Origin of the sequence: Burkholderia metallica (assembly GCF_001718555.1) — a bacterium.
Taxonomy (GTDB): domain Bacteria; phylum Pseudomonadota; class Gammaproteobacteria; order Burkholderiales; family Burkholderiaceae; genus Burkholderia; species Burkholderia metallica.
Map to the genome: position 1 here is coordinate 308,408 of NZ_CP013402.1, position 23,993 is coordinate 332,400.

Annotated in this window: 18 protein-coding genes and 1 pseudogene; 10 read left to right on the top strand and 9 right to left on the bottom strand. The window is 64.2% G+C overall.

All coding sequences use genetic code 11. The features are described from left to right. Positions 1-277: 277 nt before the first annotated feature. Positions 278-1,417 (bottom strand): ATP-binding protein, encoded by a 1,140-nt coding sequence (locus tag WJ16_RS17290; RefSeq protein WP_069258776.1) that lies wholly within the window; start codon positions 1,415-1,417, stop codon positions 278-280. Between the two features lie 456 nt (positions 1,418-1,873). Here WJ16_RS17290 and WJ16_RS17295 point away from each other — a divergent pair. From WJ16_RS17295 to WJ16_RS17305, 3 genes and pseudogenes are all read left to right on the top strand, one after another. Continuing rightward, positions 1,874-2,305 (top strand): annotated as a pseudogene (locus WJ16_RS17295) (AMP-binding enzyme); the annotation flags it as partial. 249 nt (positions 2,306-2,554) lie between these two features. Further along, the gene (locus WJ16_RS17300) at positions 2,555-3,280 is read left to right on the top strand and encodes a hypothetical protein (protein WP_069258298.1); all 726 of its coding nucleotides are present in this window, start codon (positions 2,555-2,557) and stop codon (positions 3,278-3,280) included. Between the two features lie 167 nt (positions 3,281-3,447). Beyond that, entirely contained in the window at positions 3,448-4,380 is a 933-nt protein-coding gene (locus WJ16_RS17305) for an alpha/beta hydrolase family protein (protein WP_069258299.1), read from the top strand. Between the two features lie 112 nt (positions 4,381-4,492). On the opposite strand, the gene WJ16_RS17310 is transcribed toward WJ16_RS17305, so the two are convergent. Next, positions 4,493-5,752 carry a tetratricopeptide repeat protein gene (locus WJ16_RS17310; RefSeq protein WP_069258300.1) on the bottom strand — a complete coding sequence of 420 codons (1,260 nt, stop codon included), beginning with the start codon at positions 5,750-5,752 and terminating at the stop codon, positions 4,493-4,495. Between the two features lie 395 nt (positions 5,753-6,147). Continuing rightward, a complete protein-coding gene (locus tag WJ16_RS17315) occupies positions 6,148-6,762 on the bottom strand; it encodes a TetR/AcrR family transcriptional regulator (protein ID WP_069258301.1) in 615 nt (204 codons plus the stop codon). A gap of 127 nt (positions 6,763-6,889) precedes the next feature. On the opposite strand from WJ16_RS17315, the gene WJ16_RS17320 reads away from it, so the two are divergent. From WJ16_RS17320 to WJ16_RS17340, 5 genes are all read left to right on the top strand, one after another. Further along, complete coding sequence (locus tag WJ16_RS17320; RefSeq protein ID WP_069258777.1) at positions 6,890-7,897, top strand: SDR family NAD(P)-dependent oxidoreductase; 1,008 nt, start codon at positions 6,890-6,892, stop codon at positions 7,895-7,897. 429 nt (positions 7,898-8,326) lie between these two features. Further along, positions 8,327-10,117, top strand: a complete 1,791-nt coding sequence (locus WJ16_RS17325; protein WP_069258302.1) for an acyl-CoA dehydrogenase — start codon at positions 8,327-8,329, stop codon at positions 10,115-10,117. A 79-nt stretch (positions 10,118-10,196) separates the two neighbouring features. Then, positions 10,197-11,825: an electron transfer flavoprotein-ubiquinone oxidoreductase gene (locus WJ16_RS17330; protein ID WP_418219861.1), complete on the top strand. Its 1,629-nt coding sequence runs from the start codon at positions 10,197-10,199 to the stop codon at positions 11,823-11,825. Between the two features lie 48 nt (positions 11,826-11,873). Then, positions 11,874-13,067: a beta-ketothiolase BktB gene (bktB, locus tag WJ16_RS17335; RefSeq protein ID WP_069258304.1), complete on the top strand. Its 1,194-nt coding sequence runs from the start codon at positions 11,874-11,876 to the stop codon at positions 13,065-13,067. Between the two features lie 38 nt (positions 13,068-13,105). After that, positions 13,106-13,960 carry a 3-hydroxybutyryl-CoA dehydrogenase gene (locus WJ16_RS17340; protein WP_069258305.1) on the top strand — a complete coding sequence of 285 codons (855 nt, stop codon included), beginning with the start codon at positions 13,106-13,108 and terminating at the stop codon, positions 13,958-13,960. A 79-nt stretch (positions 13,961-14,039) separates the two neighbouring features. Here WJ16_RS17340 and WJ16_RS17345 read toward each other — a convergent pair whose 3' ends face one another. Genes WJ16_RS17345 through WJ16_RS33425 form a run of 6 tightly spaced genes read right to left on the bottom strand, consistent with a single transcriptional unit; the run spans position 14,040 to position 20,174 of the window. Beyond that, complete coding sequence (locus WJ16_RS17345; protein ID WP_069258306.1) at positions 14,040-15,140, bottom strand: type VI secretion system protein TssA; 1,101 nt, start codon at positions 15,138-15,140, stop codon at positions 14,040-14,042. Continuing rightward, positions 15,137-16,210 carry a type VI secretion system baseplate subunit TssG gene (gene tssG / locus WJ16_RS17350; protein WP_069258778.1) on the bottom strand — a complete coding sequence of 358 codons (1,074 nt, stop codon included), beginning with the start codon at positions 16,208-16,210 and terminating at the stop codon, positions 15,137-15,139. The genes WJ16_RS17345 and tssG overlap by 4 nt, the downstream gene beginning before the upstream one ends. Further along, positions 16,210-18,099 (bottom strand): type VI secretion system baseplate subunit TssF, encoded by a 1,890-nt coding sequence (gene tssF / locus WJ16_RS17355; RefSeq protein ID WP_069258307.1) that lies wholly within the window; start codon positions 18,097-18,099, stop codon positions 16,210-16,212. Before tssF ends, tssG begins: the two co-directional genes overlap by 1 nt. A gap of 38 nt (positions 18,100-18,137) precedes the next feature. Then, a complete protein-coding gene (gene tssE, locus WJ16_RS17360) occupies positions 18,138-18,695 on the bottom strand; it encodes a type VI secretion system baseplate subunit TssE (RefSeq protein WP_069258779.1) in 558 nt (185 codons plus the stop codon). Continuing rightward, the gene (locus WJ16_RS17365) at positions 18,688-19,536 is read right to left on the bottom strand and encodes a type VI secretion system accessory protein TagJ (protein ID WP_418219862.1); all 849 of its coding nucleotides are present in this window, start codon (positions 19,534-19,536) and stop codon (positions 18,688-18,690) included. Before WJ16_RS17365 ends, tssE begins: the two co-directional genes overlap by 8 nt. Then, positions 19,536-20,174 (bottom strand): TagK domain-containing protein, encoded by a 639-nt coding sequence (locus WJ16_RS33425; RefSeq protein WP_076605964.1) that lies wholly within the window; start codon positions 20,172-20,174, stop codon positions 19,536-19,538. The genes WJ16_RS17365 and WJ16_RS33425 overlap by 1 nt, the downstream gene beginning before the upstream one ends. 543 nt (positions 20,175-20,717) lie before the next feature. On the opposite strand from WJ16_RS33425, the gene tssH reads away from it, so the two are divergent. Together tssH and tssB are read left to right on the top strand one after the other, a co-directional pair. Then, entirely contained in the window at positions 20,718-23,399 is a 2,682-nt protein-coding gene (tssH, locus tag WJ16_RS17380) for a type VI secretion system ATPase TssH (protein WP_069258311.1), read from the top strand. Between the two features lie 37 nt (positions 23,400-23,436). Further along, on the top strand, positions 23,437-23,979 hold the full coding sequence (gene tssB / locus WJ16_RS17385) for a type VI secretion system contractile sheath small subunit (protein WP_069258312.1): 543 nt from the start codon (positions 23,437-23,439) through the stop codon (positions 23,977-23,979). The last annotated feature ends 14 nt before the right edge of the window (positions 23,980-23,993 follow it).

Genomic DNA, 23,993 nt, shown 5'->3' on the forward strand with positions numbered 1-23,993 from the left:
GGAAAGATGGAGGTTCGATGGAGGGAGCGAAAGATTCGCGGGCGGCGGGAAGCGGGGCGGGCGGCGCCGGCATCCCGGGCCGTCGTAATCATCTGATCAAATAAGTGGCGGCGGCCGGGCATGTTGCGGGCATCGTCGACCCCGTATGCCGGGTGGCGTGACGGCGCCGCATGCATGGACGCGGCAGGCGCGCGCCTCGTTCAGCGATGGCGGGCGTCTGCGCGAGGCGGCGCGGCGTCAGGCCGGCGCACGCGCGCCCCGGTCGCGCGCCGGTGCTTCAGCGCGGATCGGTATCGACGCTGCGCGGCGCGGCGGCCGGCGCGTCCTTCCGGTTCGGTGTCGCGATGCGCGGCGATGCGGAGTTGTCGGGCCAGCGCAATTCGAACGCCGTGCCGCCGCGCGCCGTCGGGCGGCACGAGGCGTCGCCGCCGTGCGCCTGCGCGATGGCCGCGACCACGGCCAGCCCCAGGCCGCTGCCGCCCTTCTGGCTGGAATGCGTGTCGTCCACGCGCCGGAATGCATCGAAAATATGCGCCGCGCAATCGGCCGGAATGCCGGGCCCCTCGTCTTCGACCAGCAGGCGGCACGCACCGTTTTCGACGCGCGTGTGGATGCGGATCGCGCCGGGTACCGCATAGCGCCGCGCATTTTCCAGCAGCGCGAGCAGCGCCTGGCGCATCCGGAACGGGTCACAGTGCACGGGCCGCGTATCGAGTTCGAGCACCATGTGTTGCCCGGCCGCGGCCAGCGACGCGTCGAACATCTCGACGACCGCCTTCACGTGCGCGGCCAGGTCGGTCTCCTGGATGCTGACGCTCAGGTGCCCGCTTTCGGCGAGGCTGATCACGCGGAGATCCTCGATCAGCCGCGTCAGTCCCTCCGCCTGCGTCAACAGGCTGCGGAACAGCGCCTCGCCCGGCTGGAAGACGCCTTCCGCCAGCCCCTGCAAGCGCCCGCGCAGGACCGTGATCGGCGTACGCAGCTCATGCGCGATCGCGGCATTCCAGAACGCCTGTTCGTCCGTCATGCGCTGCAACTGGGCGGCGAGCGCATTGAAGTCGTCCGCGATCAGCGCGGCTTCGCGAATCGACCGATCGTCGGCGACGGCACGCGCGGTCAGGTCGCCCGTCGCGACGCGGCGAATGCTGTCCGCGACCGAGTTGAGCGGCACCAGAATGCGATGCGCGAGCCGCGTCGACATGACGATCGCGAATACCAGGCCGATCAGGAGCGTGACGCCCAGCCATAGCAATTCGGTGCTCGACGGAATCCAGCTCGCCTGATTGCAGATGTCGCTCCAGTGATGGAGCAGCGAGTAGTAGAACGCGTAGGTCATCAGCACGACGATCAACATGATGCCGAGCGCCAGCTCCGCCATCGACACCGCGATCTTGCGGCCCAGCCCGCCGAGCTTCATTTCGTGCTCCGGAACATGGCGTTGCATCGGTTCATCGCGAGAAGGTCGTGCGGTGCGATGATCGTGGCGTCAGGCGCGTGGTGTGAACGGTTCGGCGAGGGCGTGTACCCGGCGGGGGCGGCCGAAGCGACGCGAAAGGGCGGGGTGTGCGCCTGAGTGTCGGTGGTTTCGGCTGGCGGTGTGCTTGAGACGGAGTGTCGCCCGAGACCGGAACAGGCCGCGTTCGTATCGACGGGATCGTGCCCGATCGACACGGATAGCGGCCGAACGGCTCGACTCGCGCGGGACGGGATGGGTTTTTCGTTCATGGTGTCCGCTCCGGATACGGCTATTCACGCCATCGAACCGCAATATTAGCGCACGAAATCGCGCCGCCGGACGACATGACAGTGCGTGGTCGGCAGCGCAGCGTCTTCGATCGGCCGCATGCCTCGTCGATGAGTCGAGCGATCCGTCGAGATCGACGGCAAGCGTTTCCTGCGCACCGGCGATCTGGGCCGCATCGACGCGGACGGCTATTTCTTCATGGCCGACCGGCTGAAACGGATGATCAACGCGTCGGGCTACAAGGTGTGGCCCGCGGAAGTCGAGACGACGATGTACCGCCATCCGGCGATCAAGGAGGTGTGCGTGATCGGCACGCGCAGCGCGCATCGCGGCGAGACCGTCAAGGCATTCGTCGTGCTCGCCCCGGCGTGCGCTAGCGGCGTCACGCCCGAAGACGTGATCGCATGGGCGCGCGGCCATATGGCGTCCTACAAGGTTCCGCGCATCGTCGAATTCGTCGAGTCGCTGCCGAAGTCGGGGTCCGGAAAGATCATGTGGCGCGAACTTCAGGAAAGGGAAGAAGCGGCTGCTGCTGCCGCTCAAGGAAACGCAGTGACATGACGTGCGTGCGATGCGTCGTTTCGCGCTCGGTCACACGGGGTGCATGCGTCGCGCGTCGACATGAATGCAGTCGCCACGAGGGCGTTTCCTCGTGTTTCGGGTCGATTTTGTGTTTGTCATGTCGACCTATCATTATTAATGTGGACTACTGTTGGGGCGGCCCGGTTTTCGGTATCGCGCGAGCGGGCCTGTCACGGTTCATCGAATGGTTCTCCACGCGAGAACCGGCATGGTATGCGGAGAAAGAGAATGACGAACGATTCATACAAGGTCATGCGCTTCACGGCATGGAGCGCGATCATCGGCGGCTTGCTGGCCTATGCGAACGTGGGGCTGGTGTCGATGGTGGCCGGCACGGATACCGGCATGTTGCTGCACGGCGCGACGATGCTGAGCCTGCCGTCCGACACGCGTGACCTGTTTCGCCTGTCGATGCTGGCCGACGTGTTCGGCTTCTACCTGCCGGTGCTCGTGATCGGCGGGTACTTCCTGCACGCATTCAACGAGGAACTCGGCGCGCTCGGCTACATGGTGGCGTTCGGCATCGGGTTGTACGCGGTGCTCGGCGTGACCGGTGCGGCACTTCAACTGTCGGTGCTCGGTCCGCTGGCGCAAGCGTATGCGGGCGGAGACGACGCAACCCGGGCTGCCACCGCTGCCGCGTGGGCGACGGTCGCCAACGGTACGCAAAGCGGACTCTGGTGGACCGAAGGCCCGCTGGTGTTCTTCTGGGCGCCGATCGTCGCGAACCATCTGAAGAAGGCCGGATGGCAAGGGTCGTTCCTGTTGAAAATCGTCGCGTGGTTTTTCGCGATCATCTTCGTCTCGGGGTTCTTTCCGGAGTTCGAAGCCGTGACGGGGGCGAGCGAGATCGTCGTCGTGCTCGTGCTGCCGCTGTGGATGCTGTGGTTCGGCTGGCAATTGATGCGGCGTGCCGGCCGGAGCGTGAACGCGGGCGTGGCGGTCGCGGGGTAAGGGGTCGATCGCTGCGATGACGGGGGCGGCTAGACATCGTCGGAAGGGACACTGCACCACACGGGGCGCACATTGCAGCACCGCCGCCCGGACGAATACACTGACGCCTTCGCCGTATGCGTCGCGCAGCGCCGACCGTCGGCTCGGGAATCGCGGAGAGCCCCCTCATGAGCATCGCCGTTCGTCGAAACCGGATCGCCATCCACCTGTGCCGGGGGCTGATCTCGGGCGTATTGATTGCCTCTATCGCCACCATCACCGGTTGCGCGGCGCCGGCGGTCGAAGACACGTCCATCGCCGCCGATTTGCATGAAACCATCGTCAAGATCCCGGTCGACGAAGGGGCGAGCACGCGGGACATCGTCGCCACCACCTACATGCCGGACGGCCCCGGGCCTTTCCCGCTGATCGTGCTGAGCCACGGCAGCCCGCCGGACCCGCGCGACCGGCCGAAGGTGCGCCGCTATCGTGCGCTGCCGCAGATCCGGACGTTCGTGCAGCACGGCTTCGCGGTCATCGTGCCGATTCGCCGCGGGTACGGGGCGACGGGCGGGGTCGACGCAGAGGATGCAGGCACGTGCCGGCATCCCGATTACCTTGCTGCGGGGCAGCAAGCCGCGCGCGACGTGCTCGCGGCGGTGCGATACGCGCAGACGTTGCCGCAGGTGGATCGCAACCGCGTCGTGCTGGTCGGGCAGTCGGCGGGCGGCTTCGCGTCGCTGGCGGCGGCAAGCTACGCGCCGCCGGGCGTGGTCGCGGTGGTGAACTTCTCGGGTGGGCGTGGGGGTAACCCGACGACGCATCCCGGCATGCCGTGCGATCCGAAGCAGATGGCCGACACGATCGGACATTTCGCGAGCACGACGCGTGTGCCGGTGCTGTGGCATTACGTGGAGAACGACAAGTATTTCGCGCCGGAGGTCGTGGCGACCTGGTTTGCCGCGTTTCAGGCGGCCGGTGGGCGCGGGCAGATGGTGGTCGAGCCGGCGTTCGGCAAGAACGGGCACGGGATGTTCGCGGTCAAGGAGGCGATTCCCATCTGGTTGCCGCACTTCGAGGCGTTTGTCGGGCCGCTGGTGGCGGTGAAGCAGGGAGGCTGATCCGAGAGGGGGGGCGAATCGGGTCGAAGGGGGCACTACCGGCCTTTTGCAGCGTTCGCGGCCGATCTGCGCGCGGCCCCCCACGTTCCCGATAACGGGCCACGCGTGTCGCTCAACGGGCGTTGATCGCCTTTAGTTCGAATCGGGAAAAATCGTATTCTTCCCAGGATACCGGGCACAGTGCGACGGCTGTTTCGAAATTTTTCGCTGCGTCATCGGTTTTGCCGTTTGCCAGGTTCATCTCGCCAATATAAGTTTCGGCTTCACATTGGCGTATTTTGAGTGAATACGCGTCGCCACTGGCCGCCGCTTTCCTGAGTTGGTCTGCGTTTATTTTCAAGAGGAAAAAATCGATGATCGGTCGGGGCCATGCGGTCTGATCCCGTAATTTCGACGTTTCGCCTTCCAGGCTTGCCCGGTCATCCGTTTTCTGTCGCTGCGATATCAGATGCTTCAGGATGAGCATGTATTCCACGGATTGAGAGCTGCTTGATTCCCTGTTGTTCTCCAGCCATCTGTCGGCGTCACGCAATGCAGTTGCGTAGCGCTTCGTATAGAAATTCAATTTGATGTCGTTTTGAACGGCATCCCAGTTTTGCGGATCGAGTTGCAACGACTTGTCCAGATTGCGACGGGCATCGTCATATTTCCCCATCGACATATACACTTGCCCGAGGTTCATGTAAGTGGTTGGCGAACTGTCGTCCGCCGCGAGCGACGCATTCAGCTTGTCTATCGCGACTGCGTACAACCCCATATCCGCGAACGCCATCGCATAACTATCCTTTATCTCGATGCTTTTCGGATCGAGGCGCATTGCCTTTTCCAGATCGGCGAGCGCATGCTCGAAATCCAGTTTTTGTTTGTAGGCACTCGCCCTGGAGGCATAGATTTTAGGATCCGATGGATCGAGGTCGATCGCGTCCGTAAAAGCGGTTATCGCCTTGTCATATTTCTCGGAGAGCTTGTACCCCAGGCCGGCAAGGTGATAGAGGTCTGTCGCAAACTTATAGTTAGTGCCGGTGTTTTTTATGATCGTTGCCGCGGCGATTGCGTCATCTGCAGACTTTTCCCGCTCGTGCATTGCGCTGTAGACAATGTTCCGGCCCAGGAACGCATCAAGCAGCGGGTAGGCGTCCAGTGCGGCGGTGTAATACTCGATGGCGAGCGGGTAATTGCCTTCCTTGAACGCGGCTCGCCCAAGCTGAGCGAGCGTGATGGATGTCCGTTGTGCGTTCGTGGAGTCAACCGACGACGGTGGCGGCACGGTGTCGGGGATCGTCAACTCGGCGGCCGGATTGGCCGATACGCCGGTTACGAAGGTCGAAGTCAATAACGTTGCCAGAAGAATGGACAGGAGCGGTCGGTTCATGCGTCGGTTCGTATTCTTGTGCGTGTAGCTGGAAGCAGTGCACGGGCGTGTTGCCGGTAGGTCTGTTCCGCCGGCTGACGTGAGAAAAAATGACCCGCTCAGCCGGCGACGGACGGGAATATATCGATCGACCACGCCTGATCGCGGATGGCTACGCATTCCGGTACCGGTCAGCTTTGGCCGGTTTTGCGGCGACGCACTCGATGGCGAACACTATCCCGAGATCGAGTACGGCGTTGTCAATGAAAGTCAAACGCAGGGCGGTAGCCACTGCGTTGCAGGTCGATTATCGGAAATCCTGTCGGGTGTCACCATTCATGAAAAATGCGTCGTTGAAGTTGAGGCGATTTTTCAGCAAGAACGGCGTCGAGCAACCCACCGTTCCCGATCGCCGGTCAGGCGCGCCGAGGCAGGAGAACCAGGTCGGCCGCTTCCTCGGCATCTTTGAGGAGCGTCTTGCGCGGCGCGCCCATCTGTGCACGCATGGTCAGCCCGCGCGCCAAGTCAGTGACCTGGGTTGCGCGCGCGGTGACGGGGAAGTCGGACGGGATTTCTCCCGCACTGATACCGTCCCGGAAACGGCGTTCCACGAGCGCCACGCCGCCCTCGACCGCGGTCTGCAGGAACCGCTGAACCTCAGCGTCGTTTACGAGCGGCGCGACGCATATCATGAGGCAGCCCCGGGCAGACCCTTTCTCGGTCGCACTTTCGACGGCATACCTCAGAAAACCCGTGATCGAGTCGCGAAGACCCGGTGGCGAGAGGAGTGCCTTCGCGGCCGATGCGCCCTTTCGTTCCGCGTACATCTTGAGGGCGCGCAAGAATATCGCCCGCTTGTCCCCGAAGACGGCATACAGACTCGGTCGTCCCACACCCATCCCGGCGACGAGATCGTCAATCGTCACGCCGTCGTAGCCTTTCGACCAGAACACCGGAATCGCCTTTTCCAGCGCCCCCGTCTCGTCGAAGCTGCGCGGTCGGCCCACCGGCCTGGCGGTATTTTGAATCATTTGGTTTAAAACTCCTTGACAACGTCCGCTGCGCAAATTTATAACTGAATAGTTCTAAATTATCAAGCCGATCTCGGCCTCGCGGGGCCTTGCGACTCGACCATCACCCTTTAATACGGAGATGCCCATGGAACATTCAATTGCGCTCGTCACCGGCACCACCTCCGGGGTCGGTTATGAGGCGGCCCGCTTGCTCGCCGCCCACGGCTACCGCCAAGTCATCGTCACCGGGCGCAGCCTGGCCCGGGTTCAAGCAACGGCCGCTCAGCTCGCGGCTCAGACCGGGACGCAGGTATTCACGCCGCTGGAGCTGGAACTGGACGAGCCGGCCAGCGTTCAATCCGCCCTGGCCGAGCTCGTCAAGCGAGGTCGGCCGATTGATTTCCTGCTGCTCAATGCCGGGATGGTCCCGGGTACGGAGCGGGTGATCACCGCGGCGGGCGTCGAGGCTTCTCAGGCGCCGCTCATCGGCCATCATCAGCTCACGGTCGGGTTGCTCCGCGCCAACCTGCTGAGCCCCAACGCGCGGATCGTTATCGCCAGCGCGGAACCTGCCCGGGGGGGCGTACCCATGTTCAGATACACCGACGTGGACGCACTCGCCGCCAAGTACCACGGAGGCGACCTGACCGCCGCGATGGAAGCGCTGCTGCGCAACGGGCCTCACGTGAAATATGTGCCTAACAATGCGTATGCCGACGCGAAGCTCATCGTTGCCTGGTGGGCTGCGGCGCTCGCGCGCCGGCTGCCCTCCGGCATGGCCGTGTTCGCCGTCTCGCCCGGTGCGGCGACCGCCACCAACGTGGGGCGAAACGCCGGCTGGGCGGTGAAATATCTGATGATCCCGATCGTGAACCTCATCCCCGGCATGAATCAGACGCCGGAGACTGCGGCCCGTCGGTACCTTCAGGCGTCGGCGTTCGGAACCGACGTCTCAGGGCAATTCTTCGCGTCGGCCAAAGGGAAATTCACAGGCCCGATCGAGGCGCAGCGCCAGCCGCACCTCCTCGATGGCGCGAATCAGGAGGCCGCGTGGCAGGCGGTCGCCAATGTCTCCGGCGTCAACCTGTCGAACCTCGCATCGTTTGCGCCAAGCGTCGTACAAAGCGGTTCAAAACTGGCAAGCCAACCCTGACGGAGGAAAGCACCAGGGAGCGGTAGGGAGAAAAACGAGCGGTCATCATCGGCGGGACGAGCGGCATGGGGCTCGCGACGGCGAAGAGGCTCGTCGCTGGGGGGCACATATGCGGCGGCAAGGGCGCCCGACGCCCCGAAGGGCATCGCCCAATCTGGCCCCCTTGACCCGCCCCGCGCGGCATGCCAATTGCTCGCCCAATCGCCGAAACCAGCCAACCCGCCCCCGCGCAAACCCGCACCCAGCCGGCTTTCCCCGTCTACTTCCCCGAATCCCGTGGCCGATTTTGTCACCACATGGGCCGGATATGACAATGAGAATCGACCGCCCCGGCATTAGGATGGCTCACGTCGTCGCCAGGGCCTGGCCGGTTTGGCCGCATCGAGCCCTGTTGCGCCCCTCATATACCGTCTGATTGGAACATCGACCATGAGCTATCACGCCCCCGTCAAGGACATGCTGTTCGTGCTGAAGGAACTGGCCGGCATCGACGCCGTTGCGCAGTTGCCGGGCTTCGAGGATGCCGGTTACGACACGGCGCAGGCCGTGCTCGACGAATCCGCGAAATTCTGCGGCGAGGTGCTGGCGCCGCTGAACGTCGAAGGCGACCGCAACCCGAGCAGTTGGAAGGACGGCGTCGTGACCGCGACGCCCGGCTTCGGCGACGCGTTCCGCCAGTTCGTCGAAGGCGGCTGGCAGGGGCTGCAGCATCCGGTCGAGTACGATGGCCAGGGGCTGCCTAAGCTGATCGCGACGCCGTGCATCGAGATGCTCAACGCATCGAACCTGTCGTTCGCGCTGTGCCCGCTGCTGACCGACGGCGCGATCGAGGCGCTGCTGACGGCCGGCACCGATGAGCAGAAGCAGCGCTACGTGCCGAAGCTGATCTCGGGCGAGTGGACCGGCACGATGAACCTGACCGAGCCGCAGGCGGGCTCCGACCTCGCGCTGGTGCGCTCGCGCGCCGAGCCGCAGGGCGACGGCACGTACAAGGTGTTCGGCACGAAGATCTTCATCACGTGGGGCGAGCACGACATGGCGGACAACATCGTCCACCTGGTGCTGGCGCGCACGCCGAACGCGCCGGAAGGCGTGAAGGGCATCTCGCTGTTCATCGTGCCGAAGTTCCTCGTCAACGACGACGGCTCGCTGGGCGCGCGCAACGACGTGCACTGCGTGTCGATCGAGCACAAGCTCGGGATCAAGGCGAGCCCGACCGCGGTGCTGCAGTACGGCGACCATGGCGGCGCGATCGGCTACCTGGTCGGCGAGGAAAACCGCGGCCTCGAATACATGTTCATCATGATGAACGCGGCGCGCTTCGGCGTCGGGATGCAGGGGATCGGCGTGGCCGACCGCGCGTACCAGAAGGCCGCGGCATTCGCGAAGGAGCGCGTGCAGAGCCGCCCGGTGGACGGGTCGGCGAAGCAGTCGGTGACGATCATCCATCACCCGGACGTGCGCCGCATGCTCGGCACGATGCGCGCGCTGACCGAAGGCGCGCGGGCGCTGGCGTACGTGGCGGCCGCGCACAGCGACATTGCCCACCGCCATTCGGACGAGGCGACGCGCGCGCGTCATCAGGCAATCTACGAGTATCTGGTGCCGGTGGTGAAGGGCTGGAGCACGGAGATGGTGAACGACGTGGCGAGCCTGGGCGTGCAGGTACACGGCGGGATGGGCTTCATCGAGGAGACGGGCGCGGCGCAGTATTACCGCGATGCACGTATCCTGGCGATCTACGAAGGCACGACGGCGATCCAGGCGAACGATCTGGTGGGTCGCAAGACGATGCGCGACGGCGGCGCGGTGGCGAAGGCGCTGATCGCGGAGATCGGCGAGACGGTGGCGGCGCTGGGCAAGCTGGACGGCGCGGCGGCGGCCTCGGTGAAGGCGCAGCTGGAGAAGGGCGCGAAGGCGCTGTCGTCGGTGGTGGATTACGTGGTGGCGAACGTGAAGCAGGACCCGAACGCGGTGTTCGCGGGCAGCGTGCCGTACCTGAAGCTGGCGGGGGTGGTGCTGTGCGGGTGGCAGATGGGGCGCGCGCTGGTGGCCGCGCAGGCGCGGCGGGCGAGCGACCCGGCGTTCTTCGACGCGAAGATCGCGATCGCGCAATGCTATGCGGAGCACGTGCTGGTGCAGGCCGGCGCGCTCGAAGCGTCGATCGTCGGCACGAAGGGCAACGAGGGCGTGCTCGCGTTGACGGAAGACCAGTTCTGACCGGCACGGTCGGGACGCAGGAGGAGACAGGATTTTGACCACACAGGACTTGCTCGCGCAGTACGGCCCGCGCGAATCGATGGAATACGACGTCGTGATCGTCGGCGGCGGCCCCGCCGGGCTGTCGGCGGCGATCCGGCTCAAGCAGCTGGCCGCCGAGAAAGGCACCGAAATCGGCGTGTGCGTGCTCGAGAAGGGTTCCGAGATCGGCGCGCACATCCTGTCGGGCGCGGTGATGGACCCGCGCGCGATCACCGAACTGTTCCCCGACTGGAAGGAGCGCGGCGCACCGCTCGACGTCGAGGTGACGGAAGACCGCTTCCTGTTCCTGTCCGAGAAAAGCGCGGTCACCACGCCGAACTGGGCGCTGCCGGCCAATTTCCAGAACCACGGCAACTACGTGATTTCGCTGGGCAACGTCACGCGCTGGCTCGGGGCGCAGGCCGAAGCGCTGGGCGTCGAGATCTTCCCCGGCTTCCCCGCGGCCGAGATCCTGTACAACGACGACGGCTCGGTCAAAGGCGTCGCGACCGGCAACATGGGCGTGGGCAAGGACGGCGAGCCGACCGAGAACTTCCAGCTCGGCATGGAGCTGCATGCGAAGTACACGCTGTTCGCCGAAGGCTGCCGTGGCCACCTCGGCCGTCAGCTGATCTCGAAGTTCAAGCTCGACGCGAACGCCGATCCGCAGGCGTACGGGATCGGCATCAAGGAGCTGTGGGAAATCGATCCGGCCAAGCACAAGCCGGGCCTCGTGATCCACACGGCCGGCTGGCCGCTGAAGTCGGATACCTACGGCGGCTCGTTCCTGTATCACATGGGCAACAACCAGGTCGTGGTCGGCTTCGTGGTGGGCCTCGGCTACACGAACCCGTACCTGTCGCCGTTCGAGGAATTCCAGCGCTACAAGACGCATCCGTCGATCCGCGCGTTCCTGGAAGGCGGCAAGCGCGTGTCGTACGGCGCGCGCGCGATCACCGCGGGCGGGCTGCTGTCGCTGCCGAAGACGGTGTTCCCGGGCGGCGCGCTGATCGGCGACGACGCGGGCTTCCTGAACGCGTCGCGGATCAAGGGCAGCCACGCGGCGATCAAGACCGGCATGCTGGCGGCCGACGCCGCGTTCGACGCGGTGCATGCCGGCCGCCAGTCGGACGAACTCAACGCGTACCCGGACGCCTTCAAGCAATCGTGGCTGTACACGGAGCTGTACCGCGCGCGCAACTTCAAGCAGTGGATGGCCAAGGGGCTGTACCTGGGCACGCTGATGGTCGGGCTCGAGCAGAAGGTGATGGGCGGCAACGTGCCGTGGACGCTGCATCACAAGCACGCGGACCACGAGATGCTGAAGCCGGCGTCGCAATGCCAGCCGATCGAGTACCCGAAGCCGGACGGCAAGCTGACGTTTGACCGGCTGTCGTCGGTGTTCATCTCGAACACGAACCACGAGGAGAACCAGCCGGCGCACCTGACGCTGAAGGATGCGAACGTGCCGGTGAACGTGAACCTGCGCACGTACGCGGGGCCGGAGGGGCGTTTCTGCCCGGCGGCCGTGTACGAGTTCGTGAAGAACGACGACGGCAGCGACCGGCTGGTGATCAACGCGCAGAACTGCGTGCACTGCAAGACCTGCGACATCAAGGACCCGACGCAGAACATCGTGTGGATCACGCCGGAAGGCGGCGGCGGGCCGAATTACCCGAACATGTAACGCAATGCATCCCCGCGCCTGCGGGCGCGAACGAACCGGAGTGAGACGATGAGCAATGCAGCGAAAGAAGTCGTGGTGGTGAGCGGTGTCCGTACCGCGATCGGTGATTTTGGCGGCAGCCTGAAGGATTTCTCGCCGACCGACCTCGGTGCGAAGGTGGTCGCCGACGTGCTGTCGCGCGCGAACGTGCCGGGTGACGCGGTCGGGCATGTCGTGTTCGGCCACGTCGTGAACACCGAGCCGAAGGACATGTATCTCGCGCGCGTCGCGGCGATCAACGGCGGCGTCGCGCAGCACACGCCCGCGCTGACCGTGAACCGCCTGTGCGGTTCGGGCCTGCAGGCGATCGTGTCGGCCGCGCAGACGATCATGCTCGGCGACGCCGACGTCGCGATCGGCGGCGGCTCGGAAAGCATGAGCCGCGCACCGTACACCGTGCCGGCCGCGCGCTTCGGCCAGCGCATGGGTGACGGCAAGCTCGTCGACATGATGCTCGGCGCGCTGCACGACCCGTTCCAGACGATCCACATGGGCGTGACGGCCGAGAACGTCGCGGCGAAGTACGGCATCACGCGCGACGCGCAGGATGCGCTCGCACTCGAATCGCATCGTCGCGCGGCGCGCGCGATCGCGGAAGGGCGTTTCAAGGATCAGATCCTGCCGATCTCGATCCGCACGAAGAAGGGCGAAGTCGCGTTCGACACCGACGAGCACGTGCGTCACGACGCGAGCGCCGACGATTTCACGAAGCTGCGCCCGGTGTTCAAGAAAGAGGACGGCACCGTGACGGCCGGCAATGCGTCGGGCATCAACGATGCGGCCGCCGCCGTGCTGATGATGAGCGCCGACGCCGCGCGCGCGCAGGGCGTGAAGCCGCTCGCCCGTCTCGTCGCGTATGCGCACGCCGGCGTCGATCCGGCGTACATGGGCATCGGCCCCGTGCCGGCCACGCAGAAGGCGCTCGAACGCGCGGGCCTGAAGATCACCGATCTCGACGTGATCGAGGCGAACGAAGCGTTCGCCGCGCAGGCGTGCGCGGTCACGCAGGAGCTGGGCCTCGATCCGGCGAAGGTCAACCCGAACGGCTCGGGCATCTCGCTCGGTCACCCGATCGGCGCGACCGGCGCATTGATCACGGTCAAGGCACTGTACGAACTGAAGCGCATCGGCGGGCGTTACGCGCTCGTGACGATGTGCATCGGCGGCGGCCAGGGGATTGCTGCGATCTTCGAGAACATCTGATAATCGAACGCTCAGCACCCGAACACACAGGAAATTTCATGGCCATCGAAATCGTCGGCGTCGTGGGCGCCGGAACCATGGGCAACGGCATTGCGCAGACCGCCGCCGTTGCAGGGCTCAACGTGGTGATGATCGACGTGAGCGACGCCGCGCTCGAGAAGGGCATCGCGACGCTGAAGGGCAGCCTCGAGCGGCTCGTGTCGAAGGACAAGCTCGACGCCGCCACGCGCGACGCGGCGCTGGCGCGCATCACGACGTCGACCGACTACGCGAAGCTCGCGTCGGCCGATATCGTGATCGAAGCCGCGACCGAGAACGTCGAGCTGAAGGGCCGCATCCTGAAGCAGATCGAGGCCGTCGCGCGGCCGGAAGCGATCATCGCGACCAACACGTCGTCGATCTCGATCACCGCGCTCGCGGCACCGCTCGCCGATCCGGCGCGCTTCGTCGGCATGCACTTCTTCAACCCGGTGCCGCTGATGCCGCTCGTCGAGATCATCCGCGGGCTGCAGACGAGCGACGCGACGGCATCGGCGGTGCGCGAGCTGACCGAGCGTTTCGACAAGTCGCCGATCGGCGTGCGCAATTCGCCGGGCTTCGTCGTGAACCGGATTCTCGTGCCGATGATCAACGAAGCGTTCTTCGTGCTGGCGGAAGGCATCGCATCGGCGGAGGAAATCGACGCGGGGATGAAGCTCGGCGCGAACCATCCGATCGGGCCGCTCGCGCTGGCCGATCTCGTGGGCCTCGACGTGTGCCTCGCGGTGATGGACGTGTTCGTGAAGGACTTCGGGGATCCGAAGTATCGCGCGTGCCCGCTGCTGCGCGAGATGGTGACGGCAGGGCGGCTCGGGCGCAAGACGGGGCGCGGGGTGTACGACTACAGCAAGTAAGCGGCACGCCATGCCACTTCGCGCGGCCGCCTTCGGGCGGCCGCGTGCGTTGAGCGATGCAATCTTGTTTTCTGGTCGGTCACGAACCGTCGTCTTCCCATTGCGCCAGAAGCTCGGCCGGAATTGCCTTGACGACTTCGGCGTAGCGTTTGCCGACGAACTGTTCGGCGCGTTTGAGTAACACCGGAATCGGGCTGCTCGGTTCGTGATGTTCGAACCATGCCCGTGCGGCTCGAATCGTTGCAAGCGCCGAGTCGCGGTTGGACGGCATGGACTTATTTGGCGCCGAGGCACATTCAGGATCGCTCGCCGATACGGAATTCGCCGGCGCGGTCAGCGTTACCGCATTGTCCTGCGAAGATGTGTCGGGCATCGCGGTCGGGGCGGGAATCGTATCGGGCGGTTCGGCCGATTCGGCCTGCGTGGGCGTGCCTAATCTGTCGAGCAGTCGCGTCAGCATCGAAAGGTCTGGCTGGTGGGATTCGAGATGACTGTTGCACCACGCGTTGATCGTGGCGAGATGGGCGATCGTATCGTCGATGCCTTCGATCGTTGCGGGGTGCTGCGTGCGCAGATCCTGCAACAGCTGGATGACGGATTCGGGCGCGAGCGCATCGGCCGGACGCGGATGCGCGAAGGCGCGTTCGACGTCACGCACCTGCAGGCGGGTAGCGGTCGACTTCACCAGTACGATTTCCCGGACATCGGCCAGCAACCCTTCGGGGTCCGATAGCGCTTGCAATGCGTTCATTCGCATTTCCAGCGCCGCGTCGCGATCGTTATCGGTGCTCGTCTGCGGATGGATATCGTCCGGAAAGGCTTGCACCCACGCAGCCAGCACCGCGGTTCCCTCTGCCAGGCCCACGACACCACCGAGACGTACGCGGCAACGTGTATACAGCACGGCGACACGCAGGTCCTTCGTGCGCATCATGAGCCGCCGGCAATCCCGTTCGATCTCGCTCCAGTTGAGCGGATCGGGCGCGCCCACGAACGCACCGTACTGTACGTCCTGTTTGGGGGCAACTCGGGAGAACAGCACGACGAAATCGTGGTCGTATTCGAGGTCCGGGCCACAGAGCAAGTCATCGCTTACGGGCGTGAGCCAGTCGAAATTCGGCACATTCGCGGCGGACGTCCGGGCCGGTTTGCCGGGCGCGGCGGATTGCTTCTTGCTCATGGTCGGTTCTTGAGATCAGTGGCACGGCGATCGAAATGCCGCACGTAACGTTCGGGCTCGAATCGCATGCCGGTAATGGGCTTATGCGGAGACGGGCGACCGAGCCACCCGGACCAGCCCATGCGCTGCCGGCCGCCCATAACCGCAGGCGGAGCACTCTCTGGCTTGATACGCAACTCAAGCTCCCATCCCAACTCGTAGCCGACGAACGCCCGTACCCACTCGACGAGCCGAGGCAGATCCTCGCCCTGCGGCGTGAAGCGTAAGTAGGCGTCGAGATCGACCGGACCGATCACAATGCGAAAGCGATGCTGTCGATCCGGGGCGACGCGGCCGAGCATTGCGCCTTGTCCCATTGTCGCCGTCGCTCCAGGACGACCCATGCGGCCGAGATCGGCGGGATCGATCTCGATCCAGTGAAACACGTTCTCCGCGATCGTGACCGGCACGCCGAAGTAGCGTTCGAGCGTGGCGCGTAGTCCGTCCGGATTGCGCGCTTCGCGCACGAGGTGCGCGGTGGCGGCGAGACGCGCGTGCGAGGGTAGGGGGCGCCGGCTGATTTCGCCGACGTCTTGCCCGACGAGGCACGCGATGTAAAACGAAAACCGCTCGTTTTCCTTCCGGTCAAGTCCGGCTGTGGACTGGGACGAAGCCCACGCGCGATAGAGCAGCGTGAAGAAGCGGTGATGGAAGAGGTCAAGAAAATCAACCGTCGTCGTATCTCGCCGGCTATCCTCGCGATCCTTCGCGATCTCGGTCACGTGGATCGGCAGCGGACCATTGGGGCCAAGCGTCCCGAGACCGAACAGTCGCACCTTCAATCGTCCATCGGATTCCTGAGCGTTGGCGATTTCGCGCGGTGCGAACGCAAGGCTCGGTTGCTGGCCGAGCCGGAACGGCTCCAAACGCGGTCGGGATGCGGTGCCGATCGGATCGATCGCTGGATTCGCGCCGATGCGCCGTAACAGCGACAGGAATCCGAAACGCCAGGGCTCGGCCTGCAAGTGTTCGAGCAGCTCTGGCGACAGCGTGCTGTCGCGTAGCAGCACCGGCAGCGTCGCGCGCTTGATTACAATACTCCGCGCGTGCCCGTGCGCACTGGCCAGCGGGCAATGCGGCCACGCTGCATCGAATGCAGCTCGGTGTGCGTAAAGCTGTTGATCGAGACGTGCCGTGCGAGCCAATGCTCGAGGATCGTGCCGAAGAGATAGGGGCTCATGCCAGAGAAGCCGGTCTCATCTACCGTCAGCGCGCACTCGATGCCGCGCCCGAACGTCATCGGGCCGGTCCCCGGCAGCTTGCGCGTCACCGGGCGTGTCTTGACGCCGACAAGGCTTTCGACTTGCCGGTTTTGCGCGGAGTCGCCTTCCGCGAGGTACAGGCGCAGCAGATCGCGAAGCCCCTGACCGCCTTCGCGGTGATCGAGATCGTCGAGCGGCAGATAGTTGAAGTTGAGTTGGCGGATCAGGCGCCACGCCATTTCCCGCTCGGCATACGGCGGCAGCGGCGGACTCGGCGGCCGGATGAGGCCGATGCTTTCCACCGGCGTGGACTCCGCGGTCTCCAGATCGCGTACGCCGTTGCGCGGCACGAGCGTGGCCAGATCGCGGTTGGTCAGGAGCGCGTCGACTGACAGGAAGCGGAGGTTTTCGGCATAAGGTGCCTCGTTCTGGTCGACGAGCGAGAGAAACACTTCGGTGCCGACGTAGGGCGTACGCGTGCCGTAACGACGCGCGGAATTGGACACGAGGCGCTGTTCACGCCGCGTTGAGAAGTAACGCCCGTGATTACCCTCGTCGTTGTTCAGTGTCTGGTAGAGCGAACGGAATTCAAGCTCTTCGGATGTGAGGGCCACCTGACCGTACACGGTCTCCACCGAAAACACCTCGTAGTCGAGCGGCGCCAGTCGCGCTGGCACGAGGTGAAACTCGGTCTCGCGCGGCGAGATTTCTATTCTGTCGGTGTGTTTGCTGAAGAGATTGATGACGGGCGTGCAGAAAAGCGCAAAGCGAGAAGCGTCAGCGAGGTTTGCGAGCGGCCCTGGCACCCGGTCGAGCAGGACGACGATTTCGGCTTCCCGGCCACGAATACGCGAGAGTCCTTCGGCGAGGCCGTTCAACGCAAAGAACCAGAACCGTCCCGGGCATGCAAAGTACTCGTGCAGCAGGTTGTGGCCGTGAAATTTCGCCCAGCTGAGCGGAAGCAGATTTTGGTCGATGCGCAACCCCTCGTGCTCTACCGCGCTCTGAGTTACCGCGGCAAGCGGACGACCGGGTACGCCGAATTCACCGGGTACGCCAATCACGGACGCGATTCCGCCTGCGTGCAGCAGTTCGAAGAGATGCGAGGCGACCTGCTCATCACCTGCCAGGTAGACGGGAAGCCGATCGAGCCCCTTCAGATCGGCGATATGCACGTCGCCGGTCGTGGCGAGCTTGATCCGTAACGCGCCTCGTACTTGCGTATCCGGTGGCGTATAACGTTCGAGCGCAGGAATGTCGGGCGGAATACCGGTCAGGCGTGCGTCGGTGATCGTGAGCGGCCACAGCGTCACGTCTTGTCCACTCGTAAACTGGCACGCGGTTCTTTCTCCATCAGGAACCCGCGCAGTGAACGATGTGCCGCGCGCGATACGGTACCCTTCGGTGAGTTTGCCTTCAGTCCGGCCCGGATACATGCGTGCGACGGCAATCGAGGGAGTGGGCGCGACATAGTTCGGGTAGATAACTTCGAGCAACCGCTGCGTGAAGCGTGGGAACTCGGCGTCAAGCTTGATCTGCATGCGTGCGGCCATGAAGCTGAACGATTCGATCAGGCGCTCGACGTAGGGGTCGGCCACTTCGCCTGCCTGCATCCCGAGTCGACGCGCGATTTTAGGGTGTGCATGCGCGAATTCAGCAGCCAGCTCGCGCATGTAGATGAGTTCCTGGTTGTAGTAGTCGAGCAGTCGCGGGTCCATCGGAGTGGTCTCTTTGTTGTCGTTGTGTCGCACCGGGCTCAGCTGGTGCGCATGCCGATGATGCGAATCTCGCTCGTTTCGAGATCCAGCGAGCTCTGCACCATGAATTCGAGCGGGTACGGATCCATGTGAATCAGTCCGCGGACTTCGAACGCGAGGACATTGTGATGCTCGCCGGCCTCGATGGCATGGCGAGGCGATACCACCAGCGAATCCGGAATCAATCGCGGTTCGAAATCGGTAATGGCCTGCCGGATCATGCGTTCGACGTCGTTCCACTGACGTGACGCGAGAAAGGCCCCCGCGAGCGGCGGCACGCCGAAGTTGACGGTCGAGGCGGCCGCATGCGGATGGCGCGCGCGATCGATCTGATCCTCGATGCTGGTCGTGTTCAGCAAATAGGCGAGGTCGCGCTGCACGATGTCACGCATCTGCTTGCGCGTGACCGTGTATTCCTCAGGGGCTTCGACATGTCGATGCGGCGCGTCGTCGCGCAGCCGGTCGAGCAGGGTTGGCATCAGGTGAGCGTTGGCCCGGCGGGGTGTGCGAACAGCCAGCGTATCCGGGGCGGATGACGGTCTCTTGCGATCAGTCATCGACTCGCTCCCCGCCGGCGGCACCGTCAGCGACATGCGTGCCGAATTCCGCATTCGCCAATTCGAAGAGACTGAAGTCGCCTTGATCAGTGGTCCAGGTTTTCTGGCCGAGACCGATAACGCCGGTTCGTCCATGCTCGTGCCAGACGGTCGTGCGCCCGAGACGCACCGCATCGTCGCCGCTCTCCGACCCTGGATATCGTGCAGGCATGAAGCCACGGACGATGCTTCTGTCGACGAGCGTGAGCGTACATGGCGCCCATACCAGATCGACCAGTTTCGTCGGCAGTGACACGCGCCATGCAGCCAGATCGGCGAACGGCACCCAGCGATAGTGCCCGGCCGTGATGACCTCGCAGAACGGGCCGAAACGGGAGTCGCTATCGACGATCCAGTTCGCCGTTCCGTGCGGGACGCGCACCGGAACGGTCGACGCGGCATCGAGTGAAGCCTCACGCGCGGCGTCGGCCTGCTCGTTCTGTTCTCCGGCAGCCAGGCGCAGCGCATTCAGCAGACCCTCGACTCCTGCTGACGGTTCGAGCACGAAGCCCGGGCGAGCGCGTCCCTCGACGACCTGCTTGCGCCAGCTTTCAGCCCGGATCAGGTCGCGATACACCTGTGCGGCTTGCGTCTGGCCAGGTTCGAGTTTTGCCCACATCTGCAATTGCTGGATCGCTCGCGGCCATTCGCCCGTTATGCACATCAACTGGAACAGCGCCCACCGATGGGACGCAGTGGCCGGCTGCGTGCGCAGACGCGTCGAGATGCACTCGATCCGTTCGCCGAGGGGGGGCTCGCTCAAGCGTTGGTTTTGAGGCGAGTCGGAGGCGGTGCGCCGGATCATCCCTCGTCCTTGCGTGTAGGGGCGGATAGCGGACTGTCTACCGACAGCGCATGGTGTTCGCGCCGAGTGAGCGGAGGCGGCAGGGCCGGCCCCCGCCGCGCGGCCGCTGCGTGAAATTCAGGAGGGGCAAACAGTCGCAAGATCTCCGGCACGGGTTCATCGCCCGGGATGTGCTCGGCGTGCAGATCGAGTTGCTCAAACATGTCTTCGAGCGAGTGATTGCCACACAGTAGCGCTTCGATCGAATCGCATTCGCCGCGTACGCCCGGATCGACCTGCGAATCTGGCGCGAGCGTGTGCGGTGTCGGTTCATCCCCCGGTGGCATCAGTTCTGTGGTAACCGACGCATGGGGATCGGTCAGCGCGCGCCAGTACTGCGCGTGCAACGTCTCGACCAGGGAGTCGGCGCCGTCGGCGTTGGCTACGGTGCGTACCGGTGCATCGGCACCATCCATGCATCCGATACCGAGTTCGCGCAGCACATCATCGCTGTTGTACGGGTGGTCGATTACTTCGTAATCCGGAAGGTATGGGCATTCCACGCCGGGCGTCTGCCGCTCTCGGTATCCGTCAGGCACGGGCTCGGTGTGAGAGATATTCGGTTGGCGACGCCACGGCTGACGAAAGGAACGCATCTGGGGGTCCGATGACTGGAATTTCGCATTTTAACCACGAGTCCGGGCGGTTCGTCTATCGTCGCGGAGATAATCGACTTTTCGAGATGGGTTGTGAATATTTTTGAGATTGATCGTGAAATGTTAAATGCAGTAACGGTTGGTATGAAAAAGATATTAAAATCAATTGGCTGCATATTTGTGAAAAATTGCAAATAATTGGGATATCGAAAATATCTCAAAATAACAATGACTTGGATTGTCTTGATCTGAGTGTGTCGGCCTGGGGGCGCTCGCGGGAAAGTGTGTGATTTGGGGCGGGGCGATGCGATGGATTCCGGGTGGTGCAGCTTGATTTCGGTAATTGAGGTCAATGGAATGGATTGACGGAAATTGAATTTCGTGTCGATAATGCCGCTCCGATTCGAATTGGCCGATTGAATCGGATCTAAGAGAGAGCGATGGATCGAGTATTTCCAGCGATATCAGTCGAAGCATCTACGTAGTAGTCCTGATATCAAGGGAATGATGCTTGGGGCATCGCGGCCACCAACTAAGAACATCATGACCATTTCGCGCCAAGCACTGTTCGGTAAGCTCGGGGTTCGGCTTTACCGAAGCATCGAGTCGGCGACGAGTTTCTGCAAGTTGCGCGGGAATCCGTTCGTCGAGCTCATCCACTGGCTGCATCAAATGCTGCAGCAGCCGGACGGCGACCTTCAGCGGATCGTTCGTCACGCCGGTATTGATCGCGACACGCTCGAGCGTGACTTCGCGCGGGCGCTGGCTGCGTTGCCGGCGGGCGCAAGTTCGATCAGCGATTTTTCGTGGCACATCGAATCGGCAATCGAGCGCGCGTGGGTGCTTGCGACGCTCGAACGCGGTGACCGCCGCGTGCGCGGTGCGTGGTTGATCGCAGCACTCGTGTCCACGCCTGACTTGCGGCGTGTGCTGCTTGGCATCTCCCCCGCGTTCGGCAAAATCCCGGTCGACGGCCTCGCCGACGTGCTTCCGGCCTGGATCGGCGGTTCGCCGGAAGCGGCTGATGATCCGTATGACCGCAGCGAATTGTTACCTGCCACGCCGGGCGAGGCGTCCAGCGCGATGCCGGGTGCGCCGAAGAGCGGTTCGCTTGAGCAGTACTGCACGGATCTGACGGCACTGGCCCGCGCTGGCGAAATCGATCCGGTCATCGGCCGCGAGCTCGAGATCCGCACGATGATCGACGTGTTGCTGCGCCGGCGGCAGAACAACCCGCTGGTGACCGGCGAAGCCGGCGTCGGCAAGACGGCCGTGGTCGAAGGTCTCGCCCGCGCGATCGCGTCGGGCAACGTGCCGCCGAAGCTGGCCGACGTGCGGTTGCTCAGCCTCGATGTCGGCGCGCTGCTGGCCGGTGCCAGCATGAAGGGTGAGTTCGAGGCCCGCTTGAAGGGGCTACTCGAAGCGGCCGCGAAGTCGGCTGCCCCCGTGATCCTGTTCATCGACGAGATCCATACGCTGATCGGCGCGGGCGGCCAGGCGGGCACGGGCGACGCCGCCAACCTCCTGAAGCCGGCCCTCGCGCGCGGCACGATCCGGACGATCGGCGCGACGACCTGGGCCGAGTACAAGCGGCATATCGAAAAGGATCCCGCATTGACCCGGCGCTTTCAGGTGCTGCAGGTCGCGGAGCCGTCCGAGGTCGCTGCCATCGATATGGTGCGGGGGCTCGCGCAAACGTTCTCGGCGCATCACGGTGTCGTGGTGCGCGACGATGCGATCCGGGGTGCAGTGACGTTGTCGCACCGCTACATTCCGGCACGCCAGTTGCCGGACAAGGCGATCAGCCTGCTCGATACCGCCTGTGCGCGGGTCGCGCTGTCGCAACATGCAACGCCGCGCGAGCTCGACGACGTCCGCCAGCGCCTCGCGGCCGCGCGCACGGAAGAGGCGCTGCTCGTGCAGGAGGCCCGCGTCGGTCTGGACGCGGAAAAGGCACTAGCCAATGTGCGGGTGCGCATCGACACGCTGGCAACGGAGGAGGCCGCGGTCGACATGCGTTGGCGTGAACAGGTCGCCGCCGCGCAGGCGCTGCTTGCCGCACGCGGGGGCGCGGCAGGATCGCCCGATGATTCGCCGATGCCCGTTGAACGGCTGCGCGAGCTCGAGCGCGCGCTGGCTGACCTTCAGGGCGAGGCACCGCTCGTGTTTCCGGAAGTCGACGAGGCGATCGTCGCGGAGATCGTTTCGGATTGGACCGGTATCCCGGTAGGTCGCATGGTCACGGACGAGGTGGCCGCCGTGCGCCGACTACCCGAAACGCTGGACGCGCGCGTGATCGGTCAGGCGGATGCGCTGCGCCTGATCGGCGAGCGCGTGCAGACCGCGCGGGCCGGCCTGACCGACCCGAAGAAGCCGCTCGGCGTGTTCCTGCTCGCGGGGCCGTCGGGTGTGGGCAAGACAGAAACAGCACTGGCACTGGCCGAGGCGCTGTACGGCGGCGAACAAAACCTGATCACGATCAACATGAGCGAGTATCAGGAAGCCCACACCGTGTCGGGCTTGAAAGGGGCGCCGCCCGGGTATGTCGGTTATGGGGAGGGCGGGGTGCTGACCGAAGCGGTACGCCGCCGTCCGTACGCGGTCGTGCTGCTCGACGAGATCGAAAAGGCCCATCGCGACGTGCATGAAATGTTCTTCCAGGTGTTCGACAAGGGCTACATGGAGGACGGCGACGGTCGCCACATCGATTTCCGCAATACCACCATCCTGCTGACCAGCAATGTCGGCTCCGATCTGACCGCGGGCCTGTGCGCCGATCCAATGTTGTCGCCCGATATGGACGGGTTACGGGATGCGCTCGTCCCCGAATTGCTGAAAGTCTTCCCGGCTGCCTTTCTCGGACGAGTGACGGTCGTGCCTTACCGGCCGCTGGCCGACGCCGCGCTTGCTCGCGTCGTCCGTCTGCATCTGGGGCGCGTGGCGAAGCGCATGGCCGACAGTCATGAAATCGCGCTTACCTATGACGAGTCGTTGGTCGACTACATCGTCGGCCGTTGCCTCGTACAGGAGACCGGTGCGCGAGTCCTCATCGGCTTTATCGAACAACATGTGCTGCCTCGCCTGTCGGCCCTTTGGCTCGACGCGTTCACGTCGAACGCCGCGCTTGCACGTATTGCAATCGGTGTCGCCGATCCAGCCGCAGCGCCTGTGCAGGCGTTGACGTTCGATGCATTGCCATCCCGTTTGGACGAAGCGCTTTGCTGAGCGCAGTCCACTTACCACCGTCCAGGAGAACCTGTTCATGTCCGCTTCCAGCAGTTCGCAGAAATTCATCGCGCGCAATCGTGCGCCGCGCGTGCAAATCGAGTACGACGTCGAGGTCTACGGCTCGGAGAAAAAGGTCGAGCTGCCGTTCGTGATGGGCGTGCTGGCCGACCTCTCCGGCAAGCATCCGGTCGAGCCGCTGCCGGCTGTATCGGATCGGCGGTTCCTCGACATCGATATCGACAATTTCGACGAACGCATGAAGGCGATTCGTCCTCGCGTCGCGTTTGCCGTGCCGAACACGCTGACGGGTGAAGGTCAGATGATGGTCGACATGACCTTCGAGAGCATCGAGGACTTCTCGCCGGCCGCCATCGCTCGAGAAGTCGAGCCGCTGCGCCGGCTGCTCGAAGCGCGTACGCAGCTTGCGAACCTGCAGACCTACATGGACGGCAAGTCGGGTGCCGAAGCGCTCGTTACCCAATTGCTGCAGGATCCGGCGCTGCTCGAGTCGCTGGCCTCCGCGCCCAGGCCCGTGCGTCACGAGGGCGATGAAGCCGAACGGAACAAAGCGAACTGACCGACGAAGCGATC

Excerpts from the sequence above, each read along its gene's own strand:
- tssB (WP_069258312.1), top strand. The coding sequence starts at position 23,437 with ATGTCCGCTTCCAGCAGTTCGCAGAAATTCATCGCGCGCAATCGTGCG.
- tssE (WP_069258779.1), bottom strand. The coding sequence starts at position 18,695 with ATGACTGATCGCAAGAGACCGTCATCCGCCCCGGATACGCTGGCTGTT.
- WJ16_RS17345 (WP_069258306.1), bottom strand. The coding sequence starts at position 15,140 with ATGAGCAAGAAGCAATCCGCCGCGCCCGGCAAACCGGCCCGGACGTCC.
- bktB (WP_069258304.1), top strand. The coding sequence starts at position 11,874 with ATGAGCAATGCAGCGAAAGAAGTCGTGGTGGTGAGCGGTGTCCGTACC.
- WJ16_RS17300 (WP_069258298.1), top strand. The coding sequence starts at position 2,555 with ATGACGAACGATTCATACAAGGTCATGCGCTTCACGGCATGGAGCGCG.
- WJ16_RS17310 (WP_069258300.1), bottom strand. The coding sequence starts at position 5,752 with ATGAACCGACCGCTCCTGTCCATTCTTCTGGCAACGTTATTGACTTCG.
- WJ16_RS17340 (WP_069258305.1), top strand. The coding sequence starts at position 13,106 with ATGGCCATCGAAATCGTCGGCGTCGTGGGCGCCGGAACCATGGGCAAC.
- WJ16_RS17325 (WP_069258302.1), top strand. The coding sequence starts at position 8,327 with ATGAGCTATCACGCCCCCGTCAAGGACATGCTGTTCGTGCTGAAGGAA.
- WJ16_RS33425 (WP_076605964.1), bottom strand. The coding sequence starts at position 20,174 with ATGCGTTCCTTTCGTCAGCCGTGGCGTCGCCAACCGAATATCTCTCAC.
- WJ16_RS17305 (WP_069258299.1), top strand. The coding sequence starts at position 3,448 with ATGAGCATCGCCGTTCGTCGAAACCGGATCGCCATCCACCTGTGCCGG.
- tssH (WP_069258311.1), top strand. The coding sequence starts at position 20,718 with ATGACCATTTCGCGCCAAGCACTGTTCGGTAAGCTCGGGGTTCGGCTT.
- WJ16_RS17315 (WP_069258301.1), bottom strand. The coding sequence starts at position 6,762 with ATGATTCAAAATACCGCCAGGCCGGTGGGCCGACCGCGCAGCTTCGAC.
- tssF (WP_069258307.1), bottom strand. The coding sequence starts at position 18,099 with ATGGACCCGCGACTGCTCGACTACTACAACCAGGAACTCATCTACATG.
- WJ16_RS17330 (WP_418219861.1), top strand. The coding sequence starts at position 10,197 with ATGGAATACGACGTCGTGATCGTCGGCGGCGGCCCCGCCGGGCTGTCG.
- WJ16_RS17320 (WP_069258777.1), top strand. The coding sequence starts at position 6,890 with ATGGAACATTCAATTGCGCTCGTCACCGGCACCACCTCCGGGGTCGGT.
- WJ16_RS17290 (WP_069258776.1), bottom strand. The coding sequence starts at position 1,417 with ATGAAGCTCGGCGGGCTGGGCCGCAAGATCGCGGTGTCGATGGCGGAG.